This is a genomic window from Paenibacillus sp. FSL R7-0210 (assembly GCF_038009085.1).
GTDB classification, from domain to species: Bacteria; Bacillota; Bacilli; order Paenibacillales; family Paenibacillaceae; genus Paenibacillus_AQ; species Paenibacillus_AQ silagei.
This window is the reverse complement of record NZ_JBBPAR010000001.1, coordinates 271,252-297,100: the sequence shown is the minus strand read 5'-3', so window position 1 is coordinate 297,100 and position 25,849 is coordinate 271,252. Positions and strand designations below refer to the sequence as shown.

General features: G+C 54.4%; 20 protein-coding genes, 1 tRNA gene, 2 pseudogenes and 1 other annotated feature. Of the genes and pseudogenes, 9 read left to right on the top strand and 14 right to left on the bottom strand.

Going from position 1 to position 25,849, the window contains the following annotated elements:
• Positions 1-661: 661 nt before the first annotated feature.
• From MKY64_RS01385 to MKY64_RS01350, 8 genes are all read right to left on the bottom strand, one after another.
• Positions 662-1,894, bottom strand: coding sequence for an SEC-C metal-binding domain-containing protein (locus MKY64_RS01385; RefSeq protein WP_340950576.1), 1,233 nt, complete (start codon positions 1,892-1,894; stop codon positions 662-664).
• Between the two features lie 27 nt (positions 1,895-1,921).
• Positions 1,922-2,338 (bottom strand): hypothetical protein, encoded by a 417-nt coding sequence (locus MKY64_RS01380; protein ID WP_339250670.1) that lies wholly within the window; start codon positions 2,336-2,338, stop codon positions 1,922-1,924.
• Entirely contained in the window at positions 2,331-3,137 is an 807-nt protein-coding gene (locus tag MKY64_RS01375) for an RQC-minor-1 family DNA-binding protein (RefSeq protein WP_340950574.1), read from the bottom strand. The genes MKY64_RS01380 and MKY64_RS01375 overlap by 8 nt, the downstream gene beginning before the upstream one ends.
• 249 nt (positions 3,138-3,386) lie before the next feature.
• On the bottom strand, positions 3,387-4,268 hold the full coding sequence (gene pstA, locus MKY64_RS01370) for a phosphate ABC transporter permease PstA (RefSeq protein WP_076086486.1): 882 nt from the start codon (positions 4,266-4,268) through the stop codon (positions 3,387-3,389).
• Positions 4,268-5,212 (bottom strand): phosphate ABC transporter permease subunit PstC, encoded by a 945-nt coding sequence (gene pstC, locus MKY64_RS01365; RefSeq protein ID WP_339250674.1) that lies wholly within the window; start codon positions 5,210-5,212, stop codon positions 4,268-4,270. Before pstC ends, pstA begins: the two co-directional genes overlap by 1 nt.
• Positions 5,213-5,302: 90 nt before the next feature.
• A complete protein-coding gene (locus tag MKY64_RS01360) occupies positions 5,303-6,166 on the bottom strand; it encodes a phosphate ABC transporter substrate-binding protein (protein ID WP_036726036.1) in 864 nt (287 codons plus the stop codon).
• A gap of 44 nt (positions 6,167-6,210) precedes the next feature.
• Complete coding sequence (locus MKY64_RS01355; RefSeq protein ID WP_340950570.1) at positions 6,211-7,644, bottom strand: stalk domain-containing protein; 1,434 nt, start codon at positions 7,642-7,644, stop codon at positions 6,211-6,213.
• Between the two features lie 171 nt (positions 7,645-7,815).
• Positions 7,816-8,259: a hypothetical protein gene (locus MKY64_RS01350; RefSeq protein ID WP_339250679.1), complete on the bottom strand. Its 444-nt coding sequence runs from the start codon at positions 8,257-8,259 to the stop codon at positions 7,816-7,818.
• Between the two features lie 184 nt (positions 8,260-8,443).
• On the opposite strand from MKY64_RS01350, the gene MKY64_RS01345 reads away from it, so the two are divergent.
• From MKY64_RS01345 to MKY64_RS01330, 4 genes are all read left to right on the top strand, one after another.
• Positions 8,444-9,175: an ABC transporter ATP-binding protein gene (locus tag MKY64_RS01345; protein ID WP_036726041.1), complete on the top strand. Its 732-nt coding sequence runs from the start codon at positions 8,444-8,446 to the stop codon at positions 9,173-9,175.
• Positions 9,172-10,209, top strand: coding sequence for an ABC transporter permease (locus MKY64_RS01340; RefSeq protein ID WP_340950569.1), 1,038 nt, complete (start codon positions 9,172-9,174; stop codon positions 10,207-10,209). The genes MKY64_RS01345 and MKY64_RS01340 overlap by 4 nt, the downstream gene beginning before the upstream one ends.
• A 57-nt stretch (positions 10,210-10,266) precedes the next feature.
• Positions 10,267-10,953, top strand: coding sequence for a TetR/AcrR family transcriptional regulator (locus tag MKY64_RS01335; protein ID WP_051478062.1), 687 nt, complete (start codon positions 10,267-10,269; stop codon positions 10,951-10,953).
• A gap of 65 nt (positions 10,954-11,018) precedes the next feature.
• Positions 11,019-14,363, top strand: coding sequence for a DEAD/DEAH box helicase (locus MKY64_RS01330; protein WP_340950568.1), 3,345 nt, complete (start codon positions 11,019-11,021; stop codon positions 14,361-14,363).
• A 127-nt stretch (positions 14,364-14,490) separates the two neighbouring features.
• Here MKY64_RS01330 and MKY64_RS01325 read toward each other — a convergent pair whose 3' ends face one another.
• On the bottom strand, positions 14,491-14,850 hold the full coding sequence (locus tag MKY64_RS01325) for a hypothetical protein (RefSeq protein WP_339250689.1): 360 nt from the start codon (positions 14,848-14,850) through the stop codon (positions 14,491-14,493).
• Positions 14,851-15,042: 192 nt separating this feature from the next.
• Here MKY64_RS01325 and MKY64_RS01320 point away from each other — a divergent pair, with 192 nt between their 5' ends.
• Entirely contained in the window at positions 15,043-15,348 is a 306-nt protein-coding gene (locus tag MKY64_RS01320; RefSeq protein ID WP_339311359.1) for a hypothetical protein, read from the top strand.
• Between the two features lie 233 nt (positions 15,349-15,581).
• Positions 15,582-15,804 (top strand) — a binding site (T-box leader).
• Between the two features lie 54 nt (positions 15,805-15,858).
• Positions 15,859-17,427, top strand: a pseudogene (argS, locus tag MKY64_RS01315) (arginine--tRNA ligase domain-containing protein); the annotation flags it as partial.
• Positions 17,428-17,661: 234 nt separating this feature from the next.
• Here the strand turns inward: argS and MKY64_RS33355 are convergent.
• A pseudogene (locus MKY64_RS33355) lies at positions 17,662-17,796 on the bottom strand (hypothetical protein); the annotation flags it as partial.
• Between MKY64_RS33355 and MKY64_RS01310 the strand changes: the two are divergent.
• Positions 17,785-18,009: a DALR anticodon-binding domain-containing protein gene (locus tag MKY64_RS01310; protein ID WP_445671687.1), complete on the top strand. Its 225-nt coding sequence runs from the start codon at positions 17,785-17,787 to the stop codon at positions 18,007-18,009. The pseudogene MKY64_RS33355 and the gene MKY64_RS01310 overlap by 12 nt on opposite strands.
• Positions 18,010-18,845: 836 nt before the next feature.
• Positions 18,846-20,168 carry an IS4 family transposase gene (locus tag MKY64_RS01305; protein WP_339249709.1) on the top strand — a complete coding sequence of 441 codons (1,323 nt, stop codon included), beginning with the start codon at positions 18,846-18,848 and terminating at the stop codon, positions 20,166-20,168.
• Positions 20,169-20,768: 600 nt separating this feature from the next.
• Here the strand turns inward: MKY64_RS01305 and MKY64_RS01300 are convergent.
• Both MKY64_RS01300 and MKY64_RS01295 read right to left on the bottom strand, forming a co-directional pair.
• Positions 20,769-20,842 (bottom strand) — tRNA-Arg (locus MKY64_RS01300).
• 190 nt (positions 20,843-21,032) lie between these two features.
• Positions 21,033-21,389: a hypothetical protein gene (locus tag MKY64_RS01295; protein WP_036726047.1), complete on the bottom strand. Its 357-nt coding sequence runs from the start codon at positions 21,387-21,389 to the stop codon at positions 21,033-21,035.
• Between the two features lie 148 nt (positions 21,390-21,537).
• Here MKY64_RS01295 and asnB point away from each other — a divergent pair, with 148 nt between their 5' ends.
• Positions 21,538-23,382: an asparagine synthase (glutamine-hydrolyzing) gene (asnB, locus tag MKY64_RS01290; protein WP_340950564.1), complete on the top strand. Its 1,845-nt coding sequence runs from the start codon at positions 21,538-21,540 to the stop codon at positions 23,380-23,382.
• An 80-nt stretch (positions 23,383-23,462) separates the two neighbouring features.
• Here the strand turns inward: asnB and MKY64_RS01285 are convergent, their stop codons facing one another.
• A complete protein-coding gene (locus tag MKY64_RS01285) occupies positions 23,463-24,212 on the bottom strand; it encodes a class I SAM-dependent methyltransferase (RefSeq protein ID WP_339250695.1) in 750 nt (249 codons plus the stop codon).
• Positions 24,213-24,248: 36 nt separating this feature from the next.
• Positions 24,249-25,679, bottom strand: a complete 1,431-nt coding sequence (locus MKY64_RS01280; protein ID WP_340950562.1) for a nickel ABC transporter substrate-binding protein — start codon at positions 25,677-25,679, stop codon at positions 24,249-24,251.
• Positions 25,680-25,849: the final 170 nt, after the last annotated feature.

Below are 25,849 nucleotides of genomic sequence, written 5' to 3'. Positions count from 1 at the left end.
TCGTCCGGAGGATGAGAACCCTTGGCGCCAGCCGGGGACGTTGGAGCATACGCTTCGTTAGCACTACTTCGCAATCAGCCCGAATGGGCTGTATCCCTTCCGGGACGTCATAGAAACAGCCTTCCTTCGGGAGGGCTGTTTTGTCGTCCGGGGGATGAGAACCCCCCCCTTTTTTTGAGTAGGATCAGGGTGAGCACTTGGGTGAACGCTGCGCGAACGGACCGTTGTTACAATCGCTGTTGTCTCCAGATTTTATTTATTTCCCTGATCGGTAAAAATCCGGAGACAAAGGCGAACGCTATCGCTTTTCCGCGGGTCGTTCCGTCCACTCCGCTGTTTGAGCGGGAAATGAACTTCACAGACCCGCCCTCACTCTTTAGTAGTGGAGGAATAAGAACCATGCACGAACATTGCGGACTGGAGATCCCTTATTCCGGCGGATCACGCCTGTCCGCAGGGCCATGCGGACTCAGGGGCCGTTAAGTAACCTGTTTCTCCGCTTTTTCTGCTCGAATGAACAGTTTAACGTCCTCTGAGTCCGTTTAAGACAGAAAAGTTGGTTTTTTCGGAGAATAGCGTACCCTCAGTCCGTATACATCTGCTGGTGGCTACATGTCTATTCGTTCAATCGTTCAACATGAACCGGCTCTAGTCCCACCCATTAAGCGTTAGCACCACAGCATTTCTTGAACTTCTTCCCGCTTCCGCAGGAGCAGGGGTCGTTACGGCCTACTTTTGCCGGGCTTATATAAGTTTTGTCAGTTCCGTTAAGTCTGTTATAAGTTCCTATAGGGGCTTTAACTCTAGACATCCGGTCTACTTCTTTCCTGCGCTTGGCCATCCGTGCCTCTTCCGCATCAAGCTTCTTCTTCCACTGCGGCAGTGACGGGTGAGCCGTATCAGAAATTACACAGTAAGCATAGATGGACTCTGTGAGATTCAAGTACCCCTCGTCATAGCCTTCCTCCACCATCGCCGCAACCAGCGGAAGTCCTTTTACCGATCCCAATTGGCAAAGATCATCAGCCAGTTTAGTCGCATTGGTAATATCACGTTCTTCCGGCAATAAGGCGAGCAGCGCCTCCTCGGAGTCCGGCAGCTTAATTCTTCCGAATACATCGGCGGCAAATATCCGGAAGAATTCCTGTGAAGCAGAGACATATTGCTCGGTTAACGTCTTGATCACCCCGGCTGTGCCTATTTGAGCCAGCGCGTCAACGGAAGTGGTTGGAAGCAAATCATCATTTGTACCCAAAAAACTGCACAGCACAGGGATAGCCGTCTCCAGCTTCATCTGACCTGCCAGTTGGATTAGATAGTGGACTTCGTAGCTCGGAGAATCCGGGTCGTTATCGCGCAGCTTTTCCAGCACAGTATCAGCGTCCAGACATTGTCTAAGCGCCAGCTCATTCACTAGCTCATCCCCGTACACATTATCGAACTCATCCCAGTATTTCCCTGAACTCTGCTCCAGAAATAAGCTGAATTCGTCCAACAGCTCCTGCTCTGTCATCTTTGAGAGGCGAATCTTCTGATCAACCTTAATTTTCCATTCCGGAATTTCCTGGACAGACTCCATGAACGGGTCCAATAGCCGAAGATCACAATTCTTCAAAATTCCCAGCACCAGAAATCTTGTATTATAGTGGGTGGAAGGAGATTGGTACCAAGCCAGCAGCTCACGGATCGTTTCCTCGGTCTGCGGGAACTTATAGGCATGAAACAGGTGAACCTCTCCGGTATCCTTGCATTGCTTCAGCTTTTGTAACACAAGCGGCATCAGCGTAGTATCGTGCTCATACAAGAAACTGTCGGCAAAATACCTCAAAGCGGTATTGCTCACAGCCGGCTCCGGATGGAGAATAAAGCTTTTTACTTGTTCGGAATTGAACATTAGCAGGTCCCCCTCTTATTATGTTGCTTACTCACCCTTCGGCTGCATATTTCCACTAGTCAACGATGGATTTCGAGGTACCTCCTGCTTAGCCGGCACATAATGAGTAGCGTAATGTTTCTCAACATTGGGATCTCCGGACTTTGAAAAGCGGAGCGGTCGCTTCGGGCCTTTGCCCCACCTCATATAGGCGGTGTAAGACGGCTTCAAATGAAGCTCCCGCGCGTTCTCGCGAAGCAGCGACATGATAAAGCTGAATTGAGACAGATTGCCCTGAAGCACACGTTCCAAATATGGCACTCTTCCGAAGCGCCACTCTTCTACGAGCTTAGGAGTGATTTTCCCGATCCTCAAGAATACATCCAGGGGACTTACGAAACCCTTCTCCGAAACGATTTCATTGACCACATGGCGTACCTTCGTTCGCAGTTCAAGCCTATTCATGCAAGGACTCCTCCTGATGCAGGCAATCGGGACACTTCTCCGGAAAGTAAATGCCATCTGCCCGGTAGCAGCTAAAATCAAGGTGATCGAATACAAACGGACCGTCGCATTCCTGACACACAAGTATAACGGGATCGCGCGAACGTACAATCAGTGATTGCGCACGTTCCCGCAGCAGCTCATGCCACTCCATCTCCACCAGCCGTTCGCGCTCATTCAGGTCTGCTATTACCTGCCTGATCTCAGCCTGTACCTTCTTGAACTCTATGGGCTGCCATTGCTGTAAAAAAGGAATGTATTTCCGGTCACCGGAACAAAGGATTTTGAACAGGAACATCAGAATCATCCCCCGGTTCCGGTCCTTCAGATACTCCATACTGACCGGCGTGATCCCTTGGTCCAGCCAGTTCTCCCACTCCCGCAGCAGCTCCTCCGTCGCCCGCTCCCGCCGGACGGTCCAGCCGTAGACGGTGAATTCGATCATGGGAAGCTTCCCGGACAGCTCGGTCTTCAGGTAACCGGCCTCAATGAGGACGTCCACCTTCTCCATGGTCTGCTCCATCGTCAGTTCGCGGTAGAAGCCATAGGCGGGAATGTGATCCAGGCCGAGTTCAAGCAGCTTCTTCTCCTTCGAGCCCTTCAGGATCTTGGCTAAAAGCGTACGCCCTCCGGCGGCGATAATCTCATCGGCTGCCTGCAGAATGGCTAGCAGCTCCGGCCTCGGCAGTGGTGTATTCAATGGATACGCAGCTACCTGCTTCCGGTTCGGCTTACGGCGGTTGGTCTTCTGTGTGCCCACAGCGTTCTGCCTCCTTGTCCTTTATAATGGGCACAGGCTAGTCCAGCCCGCACCTAAATTATAGTCAATTATAGCATATCAGGACCGGGAAACAGGAAATTTAGAGGTGAGTTACAGCGCTTTCCTGAGCACTCCGAAGCTTCCTCCATTACACAGCAAACAGGCTGCCCGCCATGAAACTTCCATAGCAGAGCAGCCTGTTCTTACAGGGTTATAGCGATAGCGTGAATCCGCGCATCCGCATCCCTCTCAGCGTCCCCGGCGGCGGTTGCCCAGCCACAGCGGGAAGCGGAACATAAAGTTGATCAGCAGCACGACAAAGACCAGCACAGCGGCAGACTTATCCGCGATTTGCCGCGCATCCTCGACGATGGCCTCAGACTGCACGTACCACAGATGCACAGCCAGCGTCTCGCCCGGTGAGAAGAGGTTGAAGTCCCACATCTCGCCGGAGGTGCTGAGCCCGGCGGTCAGGATAATGACCGCCGACTCCCCGAAGGCGCGGCCGGCCACCAGGCAGACGCCTGTGACGATGGCCGGAAGGGCTACTGGCACAACCACCTTGCGGATGACATGGAACTTCGTCATGCCGAGGGCGTAGCCGGCTTCTCGGATCTCGCCGGGGACCGCTCGCACTGCTTCCTCCGTGACGCGGGCCAGCATCGGCAGATTCAGCAGCGCCAGGCTGACACCCCCGCCGAGGATCGTCAGGCCGACGCCGAAATATTCGGCGAAGATCGCCAGGCCCAGGAGGCCGAACACGATGGACGGCACCGAGGACAGGGATTCCACGCAGATGCGCAGCGCACCCGTGAAGGCATTATCCGGCGCGTACTCCGCCATATAGATCCCTGCCCCGATCCCGATCGGAACGGAGATCAGGAGCGAGATGAACAGGATATAGAAGGAGTTGAACAGGACGGGACCAATCCCGCCGCCGGGATCAATCTCCTCCGGCTGCTTGAGCAGGAAGTCCAGTCTGAGCGAAGGCAAGCCTTTGCTTAGAATGGTGAACAGCAGCCAGAAGATTAGCAGCATGACCAGAACGCCCAGCGTATAGAAGCCGATGGTCGCCAGTTTATTGCGCCGCTGGGCTCTGGCTGTATGGCGTGTGCGCGTGAATCCGTTCATCAGGCGTCCCTCCGTTTGCGGCCCAGGAGCCGGATAATCAGAATCAGTACAAACGAGATCAGCAGCAGCAGGAAGGCCATCATATGCAGGGAATAGTTCCAGGTGGAGTCGAACTCCACGTTGGAGATCTGCATCACGATATTACTGGTCAGCACCGAGGTGGGTGCGAACAGGCTTTTCGCCAGCTGCGGCGTATTGCCGATGACCATTACCACCGCCATGGTCTCCCCCACTGCACGGGTCATGCCAAGAATGACCGCCGAGATAATGCCCCGGCTGGCCGCGGGCAGAACGACGCGCATAATGACCTGAAGCCGGGTCGATCCGAGCGCATAGGCAGCGTCACGGTATTTGCGCGGAACAGAGACAATCGCATCATCGCTGATCCGGCAGATGGTGGGCAGCACCATCAATGCCAGCACGAGTGCGGCTGCAAGCAGTCCGTCCCCGAGACCTTCTCCGCTGACTCTGCGCAGGAAGGGCAGCAGCACGGTCAAGCCCAGATAGCCGTATACAATAGAAGGAATACCGACCAGCAGATCAAGCACCGGACGGATGAAGCTCTTCAGCCAATTCGGGGCAATCTCCGCACAGAGCACAGCCATCCCGACCGAGATGGGCACGGCAATGACCAGGGTCAGTGCGGTAAGCGACAATGTATTTACGATGAAGGCGGCGGCGCCGAAGGCATCCTCTTCCGGCGTCCAGTTGAACGAGAAGAAGAAGTCCTGCGGGGAGATGCGGGTGAAGAGCAGCAGCGCCGTTTTGCCGATGAATACAATAACTAGTCCCAGCACAAGACAGAGCGCAAGGATGCTGAATAAAAAATAATAACGGGAGATGCTGTTGCCCAGCAGATGTCTGCGGTGCCGCTTGGTGTTACGTTTAACTTCCTCTAGGCTTGTCTGTGTCTTTGCTGTCAGGCCATGAACCGGTGCCCCCATACTTTCCCTCCTGTAAGAGGCCAACCCCGTATATCCCGGAGCTGGCCGCTGTTACCTATCCATCTATTGTGCTTGCTTGGTTCAAGAATCTTAGGATTGCATCGCAGAGATTGGAATGAACTTAAGCTTCTTAAGCGAGCCCTGCTGGAACTTCTTGCTCTGTACATATTCGATGAATTCTTTGGTCGCGCCGGTCGGCTGGCCCTTCGTCATGTAGTAGCCGTAAGCCCAGATCTTGTACGAGCCGTTGATTACGTTATCCGTGTTAGCTTCCACACCGTTGAACTTCACAGCCTTGATATCGCCGCCCGTTACATAGACAAGGTCGATGTAGCCGATAGCGTTAGGCGTTGTACCTACAGCTGTTTTCATGTCGCCGCTGGAGCCGGTTTCCTTGTAGTTCTTCTCTTTCTTCACGATATCTCCGCCGCCCAGCGCCTTGGCCTGATAGTTAACGCGGGTCCCGGAGCCGAAGGCACGGGTGATCACTACGATATTCGCATCCGATCCGCCGACCTCTTTCCAGTTGGTGATTTTACCGGCGTAGATGCCTTTGAGCTGCTCTGTAGTCAGGTTGTCTACTCCGACATTCTTATTAACGATGGTTGCAAAAGGAATCACCGCGACCTTATTCGCTACCTGTCCGTCAAAAGCCTTGAAGCCCGGAACATCAATGCTGGCATCCCAGTCGCAGGCTCCGATATCGGCAATCCCCTTCTTCACGGCCTGCGGTCCAGTCACGGAGCCCTTGCCGGAAGCGGCAATCTTCACTTTAGGGTGAAGCTTCTGGAATTCCTTAGCGGCCTGCAGCGTCAGCGGAAGCAGGGCCGTAGAACCGTTAACGGTGATTTTACCCTTGAGGCTGTCCGCTGCTGCGGCTGCCCCTGCAAAGGATGCGGTAACCGCGATCACCGCGGTAAGTGCTGTAACTGTGAATTTTTTGAACATCTTCATGTCTGAATTCTCCTCCCGGCGGTGTGCGCCGATAAATGTTGTAATTAATTAGCAGCTTCCGGTGAGACTGACAATTGCAGCGCTTTGCCGTTCTGAATGACCAGTACCTTGCCGTCGCTGATAATAGCCAGCTTGCTGCCGTCTGCCGATACCGCCACTTCCGATACATCTTCGGCTGTCCGGTACAGTTCAACCGGAGCTGCACTGCCTGCAATAGAGTAAATTACCGTGTTGCCGTCCGCTGTAGTCCCGGAGACAACGAGGCCCGTGCTAACCCCTATGGACCAGTTCGCTTCTGCACCGAGGGCGACATCTGTGCTTTTACCGTCTGCTGCAATCAGCTTCAGCGTGTTAGCAGCATTGCCGTCTGCATCCGCACTCAGGTAGCTCACGCTGCCGCCAGCCAGAATCTCAGGATACAGCTTGTTGTCAGGCGTAGTAGTCAAGGCTGCCGGCTTAGCACCCTTGGTCGTAAGATCCAGCTTATAGAGCTGTTCTCCAGCCTTGCTGAAGTCTACGGTAAGTGAATCTTCTGTGCTGTCGGCATCATTCTTCGCGGTACCGGTGATGTTGACGATGTATACTGCACTTTTGCCGTCTGCCGATATGCGAAGCTCCGATTTGTTCTCCACTTTATCTTCAAGCAGAGCCTTGATCTCTCCGGTCTCTACTGAAATCTGTGCCAGCTTCTCCTGCTTGTCGCCCTGGACGAAATAGAGCGTCTTGCCGTCACTGGACCACACGATATCTGTCTTCACGCTGGTGTCCTTGCCGAGCGGACTGATTAAGCCGGTGGACAGGTTGATCAGCTTCAGCTGGCTGGTCTCATCGCTGAATGCGCCCCACTGCTGGTCGGCGGAGACTGCGAAATCCACCGCGCCTTCGCTGGAAGAGAACAGATCATAGTTGCCTGGAGTCTGGGTGAATTTATAGAGCAGTGTGGACTCAGCGTCGCTTCTATTCGCAATCAGGCTGCCGTCAGCGCTCCAGTGAAGGGTATCAAATGAACCGGCGGGCCGGGCAAAGCTCAGAATCGTGTGGGCATCGGCCGCAAGCTCACCGCCAAGCGCCGTAACCAGCTTCGTCAGCTCCACATACGTTTTGCCGTTACGTACAACCGGGGCCACTGTGAATTCCAGGGCTTCGCCATCCACCTGATAGCTTTTCACGCCAGGCTGGAGCTGCACACTATGTAGACCTTTGCTGTCATTCAGCTGGATTCCGCTGCTGCCGTGCACAAGTCCTGCTCCCAGCTCTGCGGCTACCTGGCTCAATGAATAGAGCTTGTATCCGCCGCTGTTAATTGTGCTGAGTGTAACCGGCGTACCGTTGATGCTCCAGGACATGCTGCCCTCTACGGCTGCTGTGTTCACAGCTGCGGCACTTACTTGGCTGCTTGTGGCCAGAACACTAACAGCTCCCCCTGTTACGAGAAGTGCAGAAGCCAGAGCCGCGCCGATCCATTTACTATTCTTCAATTAGATTCACCCTTTTCCTATAGGTAACTGCTAATGTTATTTTCGTCTACGAGTGTCAATTCTGTTGCGCAGGAATGTTATGGAAATATTAACTGTAAAAATAATTACAAGCCCAAACCAAAGAAGACCCGCCCGGGAACCCTCCCGGACCGGCCTATTGTAAATCCTGTGTTAATTCACAATCCACGTCACGATAATCTCGTTCCCGCCGCGCTCTGATTCCGAGGGACTGCCAATAATAGAATACGAATAAGAGCCGTTCACTTTGCCGTTAATCAGCAGGTTATGGCTGTCGACAATCTCTGTCCCGAGTTCCAGCTCCTTCTCTCTTACATACTTCTGATATGTAGTTCCAAGAGCGGCCATACTCTCCTTCGTCTGATAGACCAGCATGGAGGATTTCTTCCCCTCTGACTGCTCACCTTGGGTAAAAGTAATGCCTGCCCCTTCGGGAATCGGCAGATCCTCCGGCAAATATTGCCTTGCCTCCGTCTTCTCGTCTGCCAAGGTATGAAACCGTCCGCCACTGCCGGACTTGTCCGCATCGCCGCAGCCGCTAAGTCCAGCCGCAGCCAGCAGAGCTGCCAGAGGAAGGAGCAGCTTATGTCCTGCCATAATTCCACCGCCTTTAGTGAATTGGGTTTCAGGATGCCGGTAACCATAGGATGTCCCTTTTATTACCCGGATCAAGAGCAGGAGTAACGGATAATCCTTACAATTTTATTTACTTTTGAACAGGGAATCATTAGTATAATGAGTGAGCGCTCACTCATTATTATGGCGAATGGAGGAGATTGGTATGGATGAGGGGAAGCCTGTCATTGCGGTTACTCATGTGAACCGGGCTTTTGGCGATAAAACAGTGTTGAAGGATATTACGCTTCAGGTGAATCAGGCAGAGACCTTCGGGATTCTGGGGCCATCCGGCTCCGGCAAAACCACGCTGGTCAAGCTGCTTACGGGCATAGACGAGGTAACCTCCGGTGAGGTCACCGTGCTGGGGGTGCGGATGCCGAAGCTTGCCATGCTCCAGCAGATCGGATATATGGCCCAGTCGGATGCCTTGTATACCGAGCTTAGCGCCAAGGAGAATCTGGAGTTCTTCGCTGCTCTGTATGGCTTGAAGGGCGGCAACCGCACGCGGCGGATCGGGGATGTGATGGAGCTGGTGAATCTGCAGGAGCATCTGCGGAAGCGGGTGGACCAATATTCCGGCGGCATGAAGCGCCGGCTGTCCCTGGCGATTGCCCTGCTGCACGAGCCGCCGCTGCTGCTGCTGGATGAACCGACCGTCGGCATCGATCCGGTGCTGCGCCAGTCTATCTGGAAGGAGCTGAAGGCGCTGAACCGCAAAGGAACGACGATTGTGCTGACCACACATGTGATGGATGAGGCGGAGAAATGTGACCGGCTGGCGATGATCCGGGACGGCGTGCTGCTGGCGGCTGATACTCCGGCCGGACTGCTTCAGGCTACCGGCACCGCCAGTATTGAAGAAGCCTTCCTCTGCTATGGAGGTGTACGCCGATGAGAATCCGGGCCATTACCCTGAGAATTCTGCAGCAATTCATCCATGACCGGAGAACCATGGCGCTGATGTTCATCGCTCCCCTGCTGGTGCTTAGCCTGATGAGCCTGGTGTTCGGCAGCGATGCTTATGAGCCTAGGATCGACGTCTCCGGCGGCGCGGCAGTGTTCAGTTCAGCGCTGGAAGCCGAGCAGGCTGAGGTTACCAGCTATGCCGATGAAGCATCCGGGCAGGCCGCCCTGAAGGCGGGAGCCATCGATGCTCTCCTTACAATGAAGGGAGACGCTCCTGCTGTTGTCCTTGAAGGCAGCAATCCGGCGGCTAACCGCGCTGTGATCTTGGCGCTCCAGGAAGCTGTGCAGAGCCTCCGGCCGCAAGCTCCGGGCGGCGGGCAGCTCCAGCCGCAGATCAGCTACCTCTACGGCGCGGAGGATATGAAGACGATCGACCGCTTTGGCCCGATTATGATCGGGGTGTTCGTGTTCTTCTTTGTCTTCCTGATTGCCGGTGTCTCCTTCCTGCGCGAACGGACCACGGGCACACTGGAGCGTCTGCTCTCCACCCCGCTGAAGCGCTGGGAGATCGTCACCGGATATGTGTGCGGCTTCGGCATCTTCACCGTCTTCCAGGCCCTGCTGATCTCCTGGTTCTCCATCCAGGTGCTGGGGATTATGATGACCGGCAGCTTCGGCTACGTGCTGCTGATGACGCTGCTGCTGTCGATGTCGGCGCTGACCCTCGGCACCCTGCTCTCGGCATTCGCCGCCAATGAGCTGCAGATGATCCAGTTCATCCCCCTGGTCATTGTGCCGCAGATCTTCCTGAGCGGATTATTCCCGCTGGATACCCTCCCGCTCTGGCTCCAGCGCATTGGACTCGTCACTCCCATGTACTACGGCTCAGAGGCACTGATGGATATCATGGTACGCGGCAGAGGCTGGAGTGATATCGCCGGGGATGTGTTCATGCTGATCGGCTTCTCCCTGCTGTTCATGCTGCTGAATGTACTGGCTCTGCGCAAGCACCGCAGAATGTAAAGGGTGAACGGGCTATGGTACACTAGGAGGAACTGCAAGAGTCTGGAGGTTCTATTGATGGAGAATAACCCTGCTGCCGATCAGGGGCAGCTGGAGCAAGACCAGTGGGTCCAGGAGCTGCTGGACCTCAGCGAGAAGGAGCAGGTCACGCCCAAGCAGCTGTCCATTCTGCGGGCGGCGATTGATGTTTTTGCAGAGAAGGGATTCTCGGCGGCCGCCACTAGTGAGATTGCCCAGAAGGCCGGCGTGGCCGAAGGCACGATCTTCCGTTATTACCGGACCAAAAAAGATCTGCTGCTCGCCATCGTTGTGCCCACCATGAGCCGGATGATCGCCCCGTTCGTGCTGCGCAACTTCAGCGGTGTGCTGGATGTGCCGTTCGAGAGCTACGAAGCCTTCCTTAAGGCCTTCATGGTGAACCGGCTGGAGTTCGTCCGCAGGAATCTGAAAATCGTCAAAATTCTCATTCAGGAGATCCCCTTCCAGCCTGCGCTGAAGGAGCAGCTGACCGAGAATATCTTCGAGCAGGTTCTGGCGCGTGTCACTGCAATTACCGAGCACTTCAAGGCGGAAGGTGAAGTGATTGATGCGCCCACTCCTGCGATTATCCGCTTTACCATCTCCGCGATTGCCGGATACCTGCTGACCCGGCTGGTGCTGATGCCGGAGCAGGACTGGAATGATGAGGCAGAGATTGAACAGACGATAAGCTTCATTCTGCACGGGATCGGCGGGAATGGATAATCTTTAAGTACGATATCCCCCGTGGGGGTGGCTTAGATAGAAGCAATAAAAGGAAGTGAGTATACGTGGGTTATCAGGTGCCGGAACGGGTAATCAAGCTGCTGTGCGGCAATGCTGCTTTTGACCAGGGAGCGGCTTATTATCATGCCCATAAGGTGGATCTTGTCTATACGGAGCATAACGAGGAAGACGAATATTCCAAATACCGCGCTGAGGTCCATGGGCTGGAGAGCCATGAGATCGCGCTGATTATCGACAGTGACGGGGATGTGCAGGGGGAATGCACCTGCCCGGCTTACTATCACGGCGGCCCCTTCTGCAAGCATATTGCGGCGGCGCTGGTGGCGGTCCTCTACCGCAGCCGGGCGGCCGGAGCTGACCAGGCGGCGGATATTCAGGAAGATGCGGAGGAGATTTATCCCGCAAGGGACGGCAGTCTGCCGCTCGTGCAAGGCAGCTCTGCCCTCTCCGGGGCAGACCACAAGGAGCGAAGCGCAGACCGGCAGCTGGTGAACAGCATGCTCGGAATATTCACCGGAGGGCGGCAGCTGCCAAGCGGTGCCGGCACGTATATCGACCTGCGGACACCGCTCCAGGTCGAGTTCATCTGCCGGCCTTTCAGCTTCGGCTACAGCAGCACGATGCTTGGAATCGAAGTGAAGCTTGGCCCCAAGCGCCTCTATATCGCGCAGAAGATCAGACCTTTTCTGGAGCAGGTTCGCCGGGGCGAGCCTTTTGAGTTCACAGCACACTTCAGCTATGATCCCGCCCTGCACAGCTTCTCCAAGGAAGATAATGAGGTCCTGCTGAAGCTGATTGAGATCATGCAGAATGAGAAAGTCTACAACAGCCTCAACAATCCGTATGCTGCCGGCCCCAGCCATCCGGGAAATGACCGGCTGCTGCCGGTGGCCCCTTTTTTCTGGAAGAGTCTGTACCCCCTGCTAGAAGCAGCGCCTGCCGTACGCCTTCAGCATGGACAGCTTCAACTTGACCGCTTGTCGGTCTCGGAGGAGCTGCTGCCGCTCAGCTTCCAGTTCGACCAGGCACAGGAGGAAGGCTACCTGCTGGATGTCCGGGGGCTTGAGCAGCTTACGGTTCTGGAGAGCTACGGGCTGGTCTTGACCGAAGGCAGGCTGCTGAAGCTCCCGGCGCAGGAATGCGGGCGTCTCTCCGAGCTGAAGCGGATGCTCAGCAGCAGCCGGCGGGATAGCCTGGCGATTGCGCCTGAGCAGATGGAGCCCTTCATGGACAGGGTCATACCCGGCCTGAAGAAGCTGGGCAGAGTAAGCATTGCCGACGCCATCGCGGACCGGATCGTCCAGACCCGGCTACACGCCAGACTCTACCTGGACCGGGTAAGGGACCGGCTGCTGGCCGGGCTGGAATTCCAATACGGCGGAATTGTCATCAATCCGCTGGAGGAGAAGGCGCATGAGCGGAGCAGCGAGGTCATTCTGATGCGGGACGGGGAAGCGGAGCGGCGGATTCTGGACCTGATGGCCCATGAGTCCTTCTCGCGGACGGAGAGCGGGTATATCATGCGTGACGAGGACGGGGAATTCGACTTCCTGCACCATACCATCCCGCTCTTGGAACCGCTGCTTCAGGTCTATGCGACCACTGCGGTCAAGGAGCGGGTGCTTACGGAGCATGCAGCGCCCAAGGTCAGCCTGAGCTGGAACGAGAAGACCGACTGGCTGGACTTCAAGTTCGCCATGGAGGGCATCACGGAGAATGACATTACCGCGGTCCTGAAATCTCTCCAGGAAAAACGTAAATATCACCGGCTCAAGGACGGAGCTCTGCTCCCGCTGGATACCGCTGAGTTCCAGGAGATTATCGCGCTGATGAACGAGCTCGGCGTCCGCAGCGTGGATATCCGGAGTACGGAGTTCTCCTTGCCGCTGGTCCGTGCCCTCCATCTCCATGCAGGCACCTTCCAGGGGCAGACTATCGAGACCGGACGCTCCTTCCGGCGGCTGCTGGCCAACATGGCGAGTCCCGAAAATCTGGACTTCCCAGTGCCGGAGAGTCTGGCTCCCGTGCTGCGGGATTACCAGCAGTACGGCTTCCAGTGGATGAGGACGCTGGCCCATTACCGCTTCGGCGGGATTCTGGCGGACGATATGGGCCTTGGCAAAACATTGCAAAGCATCACCTTCCTGCTCTCTGAGCTGGAGGACATCCGGAAGAGCGGCGTACCTGCGCTGGTGGTTGCCCCTGCTTCCCTGGTCTATAACTGGCTCAATGAGCTGAAGCGCTTCGCCCCGGAGATTAAGGCAGTCATTGCTGACGGCAACTCTGGTGAGCGCAGCCGGACCGTGCGGAACACGGCCGGGCATGATGTCATCATCACCTCGTACCCGCTGCTGCGCAGAGATGTGGATGAGTATGCCAAGCAGTCGTTCCATACGCTCATTCTGGATGAAGCGCAGATGATTAAGAATCACGAGACTCAGACTTCGCAAGCGGTCAGATTGCTTCAGGCCCGCTACCGCTTTGCGCTGACCGGTACGCCGGTGGAGAATGCACTGGAGGACCTGTGGTCGATCTTCAGTGTCGTTTTCCCTGGACTGTTCCCCGGAAAGAAGGCGTTCCATGACCTTCCCCGGGAGACGGTCGCCAGACGCGCCCGCCCCTTCCTGCTGCGCCGCCTGAAGAGCGATGTGCTGAAGGAGCTACCGGACAAAATCGAGTCCCTCCAGGCCTCCGAGCTGCTGCCGGAGCAGAAACGGCTCTATGTCGCCTACCTGGCCAGATTGCGCAAAGAAGCGCTTAAGCATCTGGACAGCGACAGCTTCGGGAACGGCCGGCTCAAGGTGCTGGCCGGACTGACTCGGCTGCGCCAGCTGTGCTGCCATCCCGCCCTGTTCGTGGACGGGTACACAGGAGGCTCCGGCAAATTCGAGCAGCTACTGGAGATTATCGACGAATGCCGGAGCTCCGGCAAACGGATGCTGATCTTCTCGCAGTTCACGCAGATGCTCGGCATGATCGGGCGCGAGCTGGCGCTGCTCGGGATTCCGCATTTCTATCTGGATGGACAGACCCCGGCCTCCCAGCGGGTTGAGCTCTGCAGCCGCTTCAATGAAGGCGAGCGCGACCTGTTCCTGATCTCGCTGAAGGCGGGCGGCACCGGCCTCAACCTGACCGGCGCCGATACGGTCATTCTCTATGACCTGTGGTGGAACCCTGCGGTCGAACAGCAGGCCGCCGACCGCGCCCACCGGATCGGGCAGAAAAAGATCGTACAGGTCATCCGCCTGGTAGCCCAGGGTACGGTGGAGGATAAGATGTACGAGCTGCAGCAGAAAAAGAAAAACCTGATTGACGAGGTGATCCAGCCGGGGCAGGAGGCGTTGTCGAGCCTGAGCGAGCATGATATACGTGAAATCCTCTCGATCTGAGTTGAACAACCTGTTGTAGCCCGTTCTGCTCTATTCGCAATATAAACAGGGACCTTCTGAGCGAGTAGCTCTGAAAGGTCCCTGTTTCATTTTACAACTGGCAAGTCCAGAATAATACCCTAACCCTCTATACGTCTGAGCTTAATTTCTCATGCGTCACTACACGGTGTGCATTCACCAGCTGGCCGGTTGATGTCTTGCCCCACACGGATATTCCAATCTCATCTTCGTCTACTTCTCCAGTGATGAACACAAATTCATAGGCATTCAGATCGGCAAAATAATCCCGGGTTACCACTTGATTCGGAGCAACATCAATCACCTCACTGACATACAGCGTTCTGGTAGCGCCCAGCACATATCCCTGAATACTAATAGAGGCGCTGCCTGGGGCATTCCGCTTCACTATTCTTACCGTCACCGTCTGCGTAGGTCTGACTCCCGAAACGGCATTGTTCTCTATCGGTCCTGTTGACAAAATCGCCATCCTGTCTCGTCCTCCCTTGAAGTTCTAGTGTCAAAGTACGATATATTCATATTCGGACTTTCCTGTAACGGTGTGGACACAGGCCTGAGCCTATTCACCAATGACCGCAGGCACGCATATTCTTGAATAAGGAAAGACCGCCCATGGGCCGCGCTTTCTGCATACGAACGCCGAACGGAAGAAGGGAGTCCCATGCCCCCTCCAGGAAAAGGAAAGAAGCCCGCCGCAAAAAAAACACCGTCCAGCTCCAAAACCCAGACACCTAAGGGGCTTGAATTCGCCGTAGCTGCACTTCTATTGACCGGCAAGCTGAAAGTAGACTCCATCCAGATGTACACGGACGCATCCATGTTCGTCAGTCTGGTGGGCAAATATAAAACCTTAAGTGATTTGAGCAATGACAATGTCGATAAGCTGGTCAGCTTCCTCGATAACAACAGCAGCCTTACGCTGAACGAGATCATGGCCGCTTTGAAAAAGAAAGCCGAAAACACCTGAACACATACGCAAGTGAAAGTGAGGGACGGGGCTATGGACAGTTTTGACGGAGAGGGATTTGCCGGTGGACTCCTGCTGGTCATTGTAATCATGCTGCTGATTTATGGATCAACGGACATCAAGAATCTGACAGGGGCGCCCAATGATGAGTAATTCTTAACCGGAGGACCCCTGCTGCTCAGCAATCTGCTCTTGCTTTCTTTCAGAATTTCGCTATACTGATACAAATCCATATTTAATCGATGACCGGGAGAGTAATGGTCTTATATCTAGTCCCCAGCGAGCCGGGTTAGTGGAAGCCGGTACAGATTAGAACCATGAAGCGCACCCGTGAGATGGACTTCTGAACCCTGAGAGTAGGAAGCCCCGGCTGAGGACCGTTAACCTGTAAGGTGGCTGAACTGTGAGGTTTAGCAACGAGAGTGGTACCGCGAGCGCACAAGCCTCGTCTCTTAGGAGATGAAGGCTTTTTTTGTCGTTATTTTATTCAGGAGGTTGTTATTCATGCCAATGCTAAGTGAGCTAATCCAAGAAAGCCTGAAGCAGTCTGTTCACAAAATCGCGCTAACTCTGAGCGTGCCCGCCATCGCTGAAATGAATGTTGCCCTGGAGCAGCCGGCGAGTGCCGACCACGGGGATTATTCCAGCAATATCGCCATGCAGCTCGCCCGCCCCCTGCGCAAAGCTCCCCTGGCTATCGCCGGGCTGATCGTTGCCGAGCTTGAAGCTTCGGGCTCTGTTCACGGACTGGTGCTGAGAACCGAGGTCGCCGGTCCGGGGTTTATTAATATGTACCTGGATTGGCAGGCCTGGGCACGGTCGAAGGGGAGTTTCACGCTGCCTCAGCATGCAGGAGGGTCGAAAGTGATTGTAGAGCATACCTCGGTCAATCCGAATAAAAGTATGCATATAGGCCACCTGAGAAACTCTTGTATCGGGGATGCACTGGTGAGAGTACTGCGGGCGACTGGCCATACCGTTGAGGTGCACAACTACGTCGATGATCTCGGCAATCAGCTGGCAGACACCGTAGCCGGTCTGCTGAATGTTCCGCTGGCGGGAGCCCATGTCCGGTTCGGGGACTATTGCTGGGACATCTATGCCGAGATTAACAAAACGTACGCGCAGCAGCCCGAGATGGTGCAGAAGCGGACCGAGATTCTTCATGCGCTGGAGGAAGGCCACGGCAACACCGCCTGGATTGGCAACCTCGTCGCCGGGCAGATCGTGAAAGAGCATGTGGAGGAGATGCGGGGGTTCGGCATTGACTACGATCTGCTGGTGTGGGAGAGCAACATTCTGAAGGAGGGCTTCTGGGCCTCGGCATTCGAGCTTCTGTCGCAGACGGAGATCTTCGTGCAGGAGACGGAAGGCAAGCTGGCAGGCTGCTGGATTCTGAAGCAACCCGCTGAAGACGCTACACCAGACACGCTGGAGGAGCATCAGAAGGATAAGGTGCTGGTTCGCTCGAACGGAATTTTGACCTATACCGCCAAGGACATCGCCTATCATCTGTGGAAGTTCGGACTGCTGGAGAAGGACTTTAGCTACAGCGAATTTCAGAGCGGACTGTGGACGACCGGCTTGAGCGGACAGGCTCTGCCTTTTGGACGGGCGGACCAGGTCGTGAACGTCATCGATTACCGGCAGGAATATCCGCAGCAGATGGTCAAGCAGGCGCTCAAGGCATTGGGATTCGGTGCGCAGGCAGACGCGCTGCATCATGTCAGCTATGGGGTGGTCTCGCTGAGTCCCGCTTCTGCGGCCGGGCTCGGCATTGATACCTCCAGCGGCAAAAGCTCCTACGCCATGTCCGGTCGCCAGGGAGTCGGCATTAAGGTAACCGAGCTGGTCCGGCTCATGGAAGACATGATTGAATCCACCCGTTCGGACAAAAACGGCCTGTCCAGCCGGCTCATCGCCACCGCTGCCATCCGTTACTACCTGCTGCGCTTCAATCTGGGCACCGAGATTGTGTTCGACTTCAAGCAGGCAATGGAAATCTCCGGCAACACCGGCGTCTACCTGATGTACGCCTATGCCCGGGCGCAGCGCGTGCTTAGTAAGGCCGCTGCGGCAGGTGGCGGGAGCGGTGTTAGCGGGTCTGGCGCTAGCGAGTCCGGTGTGGGCGAGTTCGGCGCTAGCGAGTCTGACGTTGACGGGTCCGGCGTTGACGAGTCCGGCGTTGACGAGTCTGGCGTTGGCGAGTCTGGCGTTGGCGAGCACGGTGTTGGCGAGTCTGGCGTTGGCGAGTCTGGCGTTGGCGAGTACGGTGTGGGCGAGTCTGGCGTTGGCGAGTCTGGCGTTGGCGAGTCTGGCGTTGGCGAGTCTGGCGTTGGCGAGTACGGTGTGGGCGAGTCTGGCGTTGGCGGGGTACCGCTGTTCCCGGCGCAGGCTCGAAGCGGCTGAGCTTGCCCTGCTGAGACAGCTCAGCTTGTGGCAAGACACACTCTATACAGCAAGCCGGGAGCTTACGCCGATACGATCTGTAACTATGCCTATTCCCTGGCGTCGTTGTTCAGTAACTTCTACTCCGCTTGTCCAATTCTCAAAGGCGGGGAAGCCAGCATCACCTTCCGCCTGTGGCTGACCCGGAGCTTCACCGATACGCTGGGCGAAGCGCTCGACGTACTCGGTCTGCCTAAGCCGGAGCGGATGTAGACACATTGAGTCTTCATCCTCTTAAGAACCAATTACTCTAGCGGATGAATGAGCAGAACCTATGCGGGTCCGTGCAGCTTGCACAGCTACTCTCCCTTCTCCATCCGCCCACTCCTGGGGGCATCCTCTGAATTCAAGAGAATTCAAGTGTACTTATACACTAGGGGCATTAATGCCCCTCATTTCCGCTCGACGCCCACTTCCGGCACATTCTGGGGCACTTGTGCCCCTCATTTCCGCTCGACGCCGACTTCCGGCACATTCTGGGGCACTTGTGCCCCTCATTTCCCGCTCGACGCTAACTTCCGGCACATTCTGGGGCACAAGTGCCCCTCATTTCCGCTCGACACCCACTTCCGGCACATTCTGGGGCACTAATGCCCCCTCATTTCCGCTCGACACCCACTTCCGGCACATTCTGGGGCACTTGTGCCCCTCATTTCCGCTCGACACCCACTTCCGGCACATTCTGGGGCACTTGTGCCCCTCATTTCCGCTCGACGCCGACTTCCGGCACATTCTGGGGCACTTGTGCCCCTCATTTCCGCTCGACGCCCACTTCCGGCACATTCTGGGGCACTAATGCCCCTCATTTCCGCTCGACGCCGACTTCCGGCACATTCTGGGGCACTTGTGCCCCTCATTTCCGCTCGACACCCACTTCCGGCACATTCTGGGGCACTAATGCCAATGTCATTAAGTTAAGATATAGAGCCAAAACAAGAAAAAGGCAGGTTATCGAAAAGATAGCCTGCTCTTTTTTTGCACAAAAAAATCTTGACAATCCGTAGAAAACGTGTGGCGAAGCCCCTTGAAAAAACGAGGAGGTTACGCCAATGAATGCTTATGCAAATTCGCTGAAAGACAGACTGACTTCTCTTATCCGAGAGATGGCGGCTGCCCCCGCGCCTTACGTCAGAAACCCGGGAAAGGATTTTACCCGAACGAAAAAACTACCCTTTGAAACGGTTATGCAAACCCTGATCTTTATGGGCGGCAATAGCCTCTATAAGGAACTGTTGGAATCGCAGGGCTATGACGTTAACACCGCAACTTCTTCTGCTTTTGTTCAGCAAAGAAATAAAATTTTGCCGTCTGCGGTCGAATCTTTGTTTCACACCTTTACCGCGTCCCATACGGAATTCAAGGATTATCGAGGCTATCGATTATTGGCCATTGACGGTTCCGATCTGCATATTGCAACAGATCCTGCGGACCCGTTGACCTATTCTCAAAGTCAGCCCCACTCGAAAGGCTTTAACCTTCTGCACTTGAACGCTGCTTATGACCTCTGTAACCGGCTTTATGTGGATGCCATTGTTCAACCTCGAAAGTTCCGCAACGAAGGAAGGGCACTGGCCACAATGGTGGATCGCTCCCCCATTCAGGGTAACGTCCTTGTGACGGGGGATCGAGGATTTGAAAGCTATAATACGTTCGCACATCTGGAACGGAAAGGATGGAATTACGTCATACGCGTCAAGGATTTGCATTCGAATGGTATTCTTTCGGGTTTGCACTTGACCTTGGACGGAGCGTTTGATCAGGAGATTCACCTGACGCTGACTAAAAAACAAACAAAAGAGTTCAGGAATCGCCCCGAAATCTATAAAGTTCTTCCGGCTACCTCTAGCTTTGATTTTCTGGACATGCAAGAGAACTTGTTTTACCCCATTTCCTTTCGGGTGGTTCGTTTCCTCCTGCCCAGTGGCGATTATGAAACCGTCATTACCAATCTGTCTACTGCTGAATTCTCACCGGATGAACTCCGGGATCTGTATCATCTGCGATGGGGCATTGAGACCTCTTTCCGGGCTTTGAAATACACCATTGGTTTGACCCATTTTCACGCAAAAAAGCAAGAGTCCATTACCCAAGAGATATTCGCAAGAATGATCCTCTACAACTTCGCTGAAATGATTACCTCGCACGTAGTCATTTCCCAAAAGGATAAACGGCACCTCTACCAAGTCAACTTCACGGTAGCCGTTCACGTCTGTAGACATTTCCTGCGCTCCAAGGGCGATGGACCCCCGCCTGATGTGGAAGCTTTGATTCGCAAAAATATTTTGCCGATTCGTCTCACCCGTCCTGGGCAAAGGAATACACGCAGAATACGTAGCAAATCCGCCATTAGCTTCGTCTACAGAGTAGCATAATTCGGTTCGCATGAACATTTTTTTAAGTGGATCTTCCATCCGCTTTGTTTGCTATGCGCTTTTTTCCTTCCTTACACCAAAAACAAACGGCATAGGACGTTTCCCCATACCGTTTTGGATTCTCTTTATTAATTCCAAACTTATCTTTGAACTTATCTTAATGACATTGGCACTAATGCCCCTCATTTGCTCATTTTCCTCACTATTGGTGAATTCAGGAGCACTTATGTACCTCATTCGCTCATTTGGGCCGCATTCAGTAAATTTAGAGTCAATTGGTCCGTTCTAAATTGAGCGTATTAAGATCGCTCCTTTGGAATGGATGGTTTTTGAGCTTTTTTGGATTGTTATGTATTTTGCACCCCGCTTAAACAGCGGAGCGGACGGAACGATTGTGTAAAAGCGATAGCGGTCGCCTTTGTGTCCGGATTTTCACCGCTAAGGGGAATACATAAAATCTGGACACAACAGCGATTGGAACAACGGTCCGTTTGCGGAGCGTCCACCCAAGTGCCCACGTTGATCCTACTCAAAATAAAAAGGGGGTTCTCATCCCCCGGACGTCAAAACAGCCCTCCCGAAGGAAGGCTGCTGTTTTGACGTCCCGGAAGGGATTCGAACCCCCGACCGTGCGCTTAGAAGGCGCATGCTCTATCCAACTGAGCTACCGGGACATGTAGGATAACGTTGTATCACTTGAAGCTTTTGAAGAGATATGTATTAACGCAACGTTATTCATTATACCTGATTCAGCAGAATTAGCAAGACCAAACTCTTCCAGTTAAGAAGCTTCCCGCAACCGCCCTCACGGAAAGCCTCCTGCTCTATAGTCAAGACTGGACATGACCTGCGGAAGATGTAGGCTCAGGGAAGCTGCCGGAAGTGCTCGCCCAGTTGCCGCTTCAGATCGCCGAAGATCAGCAGCTCGCGCTGGAACTTGGAGCGTTCATCCTCCGGAGTCATCACCGTACTGCCGGTGAAGCCGCTAACCGTAACGTCCTTGAAGGCATCATGCAGATTATTGTCGAACCAGTCGGTGGCCGTATCCGCATCATTCGTCAGAATCCGGACAATTTCATAGCCCTCCTCGCGCTGATCCTCAACAATATACACCAGCAGTGCGGAATCGCCCACAGCTCCAGGCAATACGCCAACCTCTGCGCAAGGCGCGCCGTCATAGTCAGTCATTCTGCGGATTTTGGCGTCTTTAATGTAATACACTTGTCATCATCCCTCCTGGCAAATTTCCCTCTCCCCTAGTGTTCGGATAAGGACATACATTTTATCCCTTCAATCGGCATATATCTGTATTACTTGGCAAAAAAGAAAGGACAGACAACAATCGCACAAAAGAGAGGATGAATCAGACATGTGCGGAATAACCGGATTTGTCCAGTGGCGCGGTGATCTTACCGGGCACTCGCAGCTGCTCGTCAGAATGACCGAAACGTTAGCCAACCGCGGACCGGATGCAGCCGGAACCTGGATTTCAGGGCCTATTGCCTTCGGACACCGCCGACTCAGCGTCATCGATCCCGAGAACGGTGCACAGCCGATGATTGCCCGCCATGAGGATAAGTTATACGCTATAGTATATAACGGCGAGCTATATAATGCCCCTGAGCTGAAAAAAGAGTTGAAGCAGCGCGGGCATCATTTTCTCACGGAATGCGATACCGAGGTTCTGCTGCATGCCTACATCGAATGGGGGCCGGATTGCACGGAGAAGCTCAATGGCATCTTCGCCTTTGCCGTCTGGGACAGCTTGCGCGATCAGGTATTCCTGGCCCGCGACCGTCTGGGCGTGAAGCCGCTGTTCTACAGCCAAGTGGAGGACGTCTTCGTCTTCGGGTCCGAGCCCAAGGCGCTGCTGCAGCATCCCCTCGTCCAGCCGAAGGTCGGGCCGGAGGGCCTCGCCGAGATTTTCATTATTGGTCCGGCACGGACTCCGGGACAAGGGGTATACAAAGATATATTCGAGCTTCGCCCTGGGTCTGCCATGATTTACAGCCGCAGCGGAATCCGCAGCTATGCTTACTGGAAGCTGGAGAGCGTCCAGCATACCGATAACGTGGATGCGACGGCAGCACGGGTGCGTGAATTGCTTCAGGATACGCTGGAGCGCCAGCTGGTCTCCGATGTTCCGGTCTGCTCACTGCTCTCCGGCGGACTCGATTCCAGTGCCCTGACTGCGCTTGCTGTAGATTATTACAAGCGGACCGGCCAGGGCCGGATCGACACCTTCTCCGTCGATTATGTAGACAACGATAAGCATTTCAAAAGCCATAGCTTCCAGCCCGGAGCCGACGGTCCCTGGATTCAGCGGATGGTCGACGAGCTGGACACGAATCATCACTTTATCGCTTTTGACACACCGGAGCTGGTAGCCGCTCTCGATAATGCCCTGTACTCCCGCGATTTGCCAGGGATGACCGATGTGGATTCCTCACTCTATTTGTTCTGCCAGGAGATCAAAAAGAAGGCTACAGTAGCCATCTCAGGCGAAGCCGCAGACGAAATCTTCGGCGGCTATCCCTGGTTCCACCGCGAGGAGATGTTATCTTCCGGTACCTTCCCCTGGTCAGTGGCCCCCAATATGCGTGCCGGATTATTATCGCCGGAAATCCGGGAGTGGATACGTCCGCTGGAATATTTAGGAGACCGGTACAGCGATGCGGTGGCTGAGGTACCGAAGCTTGACGGCGAGACCAGCAAAGAGGCACAGATGCGCGTGATGTCCTATCTCAACATAACCCGCTTCATGCCGACCCTGCTGGACCGTAAGGACCGGATGAGCATGGGCGTGGGACTGGAGGTACGCGTTCCGTATTGTGACCACCGGCTGGTGCAATATGTTTTTAACATTCCATGGGAGATTAAGATGGTAGGCAACCGGGAAAAAGGCATCCTGCGCAAGGCGCTGGAGGGTGTACTGCCGGACGATGTGCTCTACCGCAAAAAAAGCCCGTACCCCAAAACGCATAACCCTGCCTATCTGAACAAGGTGCGCTCACAGGTACTAAGCATTCTGGACGATCCTTCCTCCCCCATTCTCCCGCTCATTGATCCAGCCAAAATCAGAGAAATCGCCGCCTCGCCAGAGTCCTCCACCAATCTGCCGTGGTTCGGCCAGCTGATGTCCGGCCCGCAATTATTCGCTTATCTGGCCCAGGTCAACCTGTGGCTGAAGACATACAATGTGTCGATCGGCTGATGCCGCTTCAAACCAAAAACAGCGGCTCTCATCAAAGAGAGTCGCTATTTTTATTTTACATTTTAGCAAGCCGGTCCGCCTTATTTTTCAGCGCAAATCATGAACACCGGCGTTGACCGGTACAAGACTTGCTGTTGCTCATCCAACACCTGGCCGTTCAGATTCTCTTCCGTATAGACAGCGGAGAAGCCCGCCTCTGTGAGTGCGCGCACATCCCACTCCGGCCGCCACTCTCTGGTCAGCGGCAAGGCCAGACTCAGACGGTCAGTCTCTTCAATGTCCTTGTGATGGGGAAGCTCACCATAGCCTCTATCGATATAGGCCTGCTGATCCTCTGCGTGCTTCCGCGCCATCTCTTCATCCCAAAGATGACGGTTCCAGTTGGCATCGAAGACCAGCAGCCGTCCCCCGGGCTTGAGTACTCTTGCCCACTCCTTGTAGGCTGACTGCGGATCGGCAAGACTCCAAGTGACATTGCGGCACACGATGAGATCAAAGCTCTCCGCAGCAAAATCCAGCTTATGCGAGTCCATCTTGCGGAACGTTACATCGACTCCTTCCCGGCTGGAGTGCAGACGCGCCTCTTCCAGCATATTGTCTGTACAATCTATGGCCGTAACCAAATGTCCGGCGCTTGAGAGAATGACGGAGAAGAAGCCGGGACCACAGCCAATATCCAGAACATGCAGGCTGTCCTTCTGCGGAGCATGATCGAGGATAAGCTTCAGCCAGGCCTCCCGCTGGAAGCCGTTCAGTTCCTTCTGGATTCCTTCACTATACAGCTCTGCTTCGCCTTCCCAATACTGTTCTACCTCTTGTTGTATACTCATTATCATTCACTCCTTCTTGGCAAGTACTGTATCTTATCATTTACTATCCACATCCAGCTGGTTCCAAAAGACAGGTGTGAACGTGGTGTACCCCGGCTTGAATCCGGTCACTCTGTGATTAACGGCCAATATGTCATCAGGGAAATAAATCGCTGCAAACATCGCCTCCTGATACATTCTGAGGAATATGGAATCATAGGCACTCTGACGTTCCTGAAGATCCATGGCTCCGACTGCGTTATCAATCTGTGCTTCCAGCTCCGCATCAGACCATACCACAGCAGGTGCTTCAGTGGTTCGGTGGAACAGGGACAACAGGAACGAATGCGGATTATAAGCATCATCATAGGTCCGGTACAGGATGAGATCGTAAGCTTTGCTTGTCCATAAGGCATCATAATAAGCATTCGGCTCAAGCACCTGAAGCTTGACGTCAATGCCAATCTCCCTAAGTTCCGATTGAATCAGCTCACTGATGGTCTTCCATTCCGGATATTCCGCCTGCTGCAGCACGAAATTGAACTCAAGCGGGTTTCCGTCCTTCTCGGCAATTCCATCTCCATCCGAATCCTTATAGCCGGCAGTGGCCAGCAGTTGCTTCGCTTCCTCGGGATCGAAGCCGTACCATGTGTTATTGGATTCTGTGACATAGGGAACGGTCAGCGGGAACAAGCCCTTGGCCTCCTGTCCAATACCATTCATAAGATCGTTCACAATGCTTTTTTTGTTCATCGCCAAATTAATCGCTTTGCGGACATTCAGGTCTTGGAGAGCAGATGTATTATAGTTAAAAATCATGAAATGCGAGCTTGTTCCTGGTGATTTTTGCAGAGTTAGTGAGGAATCCGCTTCGATCACGGGTACACTTTCGACTGGAAGCTTCCCCATTTGTCCCCCGGCAATATCTACATCCCCGCTTTGCAGCGCCAGTACTCTGGACTGTGGATCAGGAATGACCTTCATAATAATTTTGGACAGCTTCGGCAGGTCTCCCCAATAATTAGGATTGCTGACCAGTACGGCTTCCTGATCCGTCTTATAGCTCTCTGCCATCCAAGGACCGGTTCCAATCGCCCGGACGAATGTACCGTTAATATCACCTGCTGGCTCCACTGCGGTAGGGCTGATAATCCGTACCGGTCTTGCAAAGGACAGCTCGGTCAGGAACGGATAATACGCTTTGTTGAATGTCATAGTAATCGTATTCTCGTCTACGACCTCAAGAGATTCCATGGCGGTAGCTACATTCAGCGAATTGGCCGGATCTTTAACCCAGCGTTCGAAGGAGAACTTGACCGCATCCGCATTAAATTCCGTACCGTCCGAGAATTTGACCCCCTGACGAAGATGGAAGGTATAGACCTTCCCATCCTCAGAGATGTCCCATGACTCCGCAAGCGAAGGCAGGATTTCGCCCTTCTCGCCGTACTCAACTAATCCGTCGTATATCATCGCATGTACATTCATCGAACCCTCATAGGCCCTGGCATCCAGCCGGTCAAGACCGGCATCAGCCGCTATGGCAACAGTGATTGCCTTGTCCGGGGAGTCAGAGGTTTGGGCTGCTCTATCAGAATGACTACAACCTGATATCCCCATTATTATTACAAGAAGCAGGATGAATAGTGATGTTGTTA

Coding starts and splice junctions, on each gene's coding strand:
- MKY64_RS01385 (WP_340950576.1), bottom strand. CDS start 1,894: ATGTTCAATTCCGAACAAGTAAAAAGCTTTATTCTCCATCCGGAGCCG.
- MKY64_RS01380 (WP_339250670.1), bottom strand. CDS start 2,338: ATGAATAGGCTTGAACTGCGAACGAAGGTACGCCATGTGGTCAATGAA.
- pstA (WP_076086486.1), bottom strand. CDS start 4,268: ATGAACGGATTCACGCGCACACGCCATACAGCCAGAGCCCAGCGGCGC.
- pstC (WP_339250674.1), bottom strand. CDS start 5,212: ATGGGGGCACCGGTTCATGGCCTGACAGCAAAGACACAGACAAGCCTA.
- MKY64_RS01360 (WP_036726036.1), bottom strand. CDS start 6,166: ATGAAGATGTTCAAAAAATTCACAGTTACAGCACTTACCGCGGTGATC.
- MKY64_RS01350 (WP_339250679.1), bottom strand. CDS start 8,259: ATGGCAGGACATAAGCTGCTCCTTCCTCTGGCAGCTCTGCTGGCTGCG.
- MKY64_RS01345 (WP_036726041.1), top strand. CDS start 8,444: ATGGATGAGGGGAAGCCTGTCATTGCGGTTACTCATGTGAACCGGGCT.
- MKY64_RS01340 (WP_340950569.1), top strand. CDS start 9,172: ATGAGAATCCGGGCCATTACCCTGAGAATTCTGCAGCAATTCATCCAT.
- MKY64_RS01335 (WP_051478062.1), top strand. CDS start 10,267: ATGGAGAATAACCCTGCTGCCGATCAGGGGCAGCTGGAGCAAGACCAG.
- MKY64_RS01325 (WP_339250689.1), bottom strand. CDS start 14,850: ATGGCGATTTTGTCAACAGGACCGATAGAGAACAATGCCGTTTCGGGA.
- MKY64_RS01320 (WP_339311359.1), top strand. CDS start 15,043: ATGCCCCCTCCAGGAAAAGGAAAGAAGCCCGCCGCAAAAAAAACACCG.
- MKY64_RS01305 (WP_339249709.1), top strand. CDS start 18,846: ATGAATGCTTATGCAAATTCGCTGAAAGACAGACTGACTTCTCTTATC.
- asnB (WP_340950564.1), top strand. CDS start 21,538: ATGTGCGGAATAACCGGATTTGTCCAGTGGCGCGGTGATCTTACCGGG.
- MKY64_RS01285 (WP_339250695.1), bottom strand. CDS start 24,212: ATGAGTATACAACAAGAGGTAGAACAGTATTGGGAAGGCGAAGCAGAG.
- MKY64_RS01280 (WP_340950562.1), bottom strand. CDS start 25,679: ATGAATGTACATGCGATGATATACGACGGATTAGTTGAGTACGGCGAG.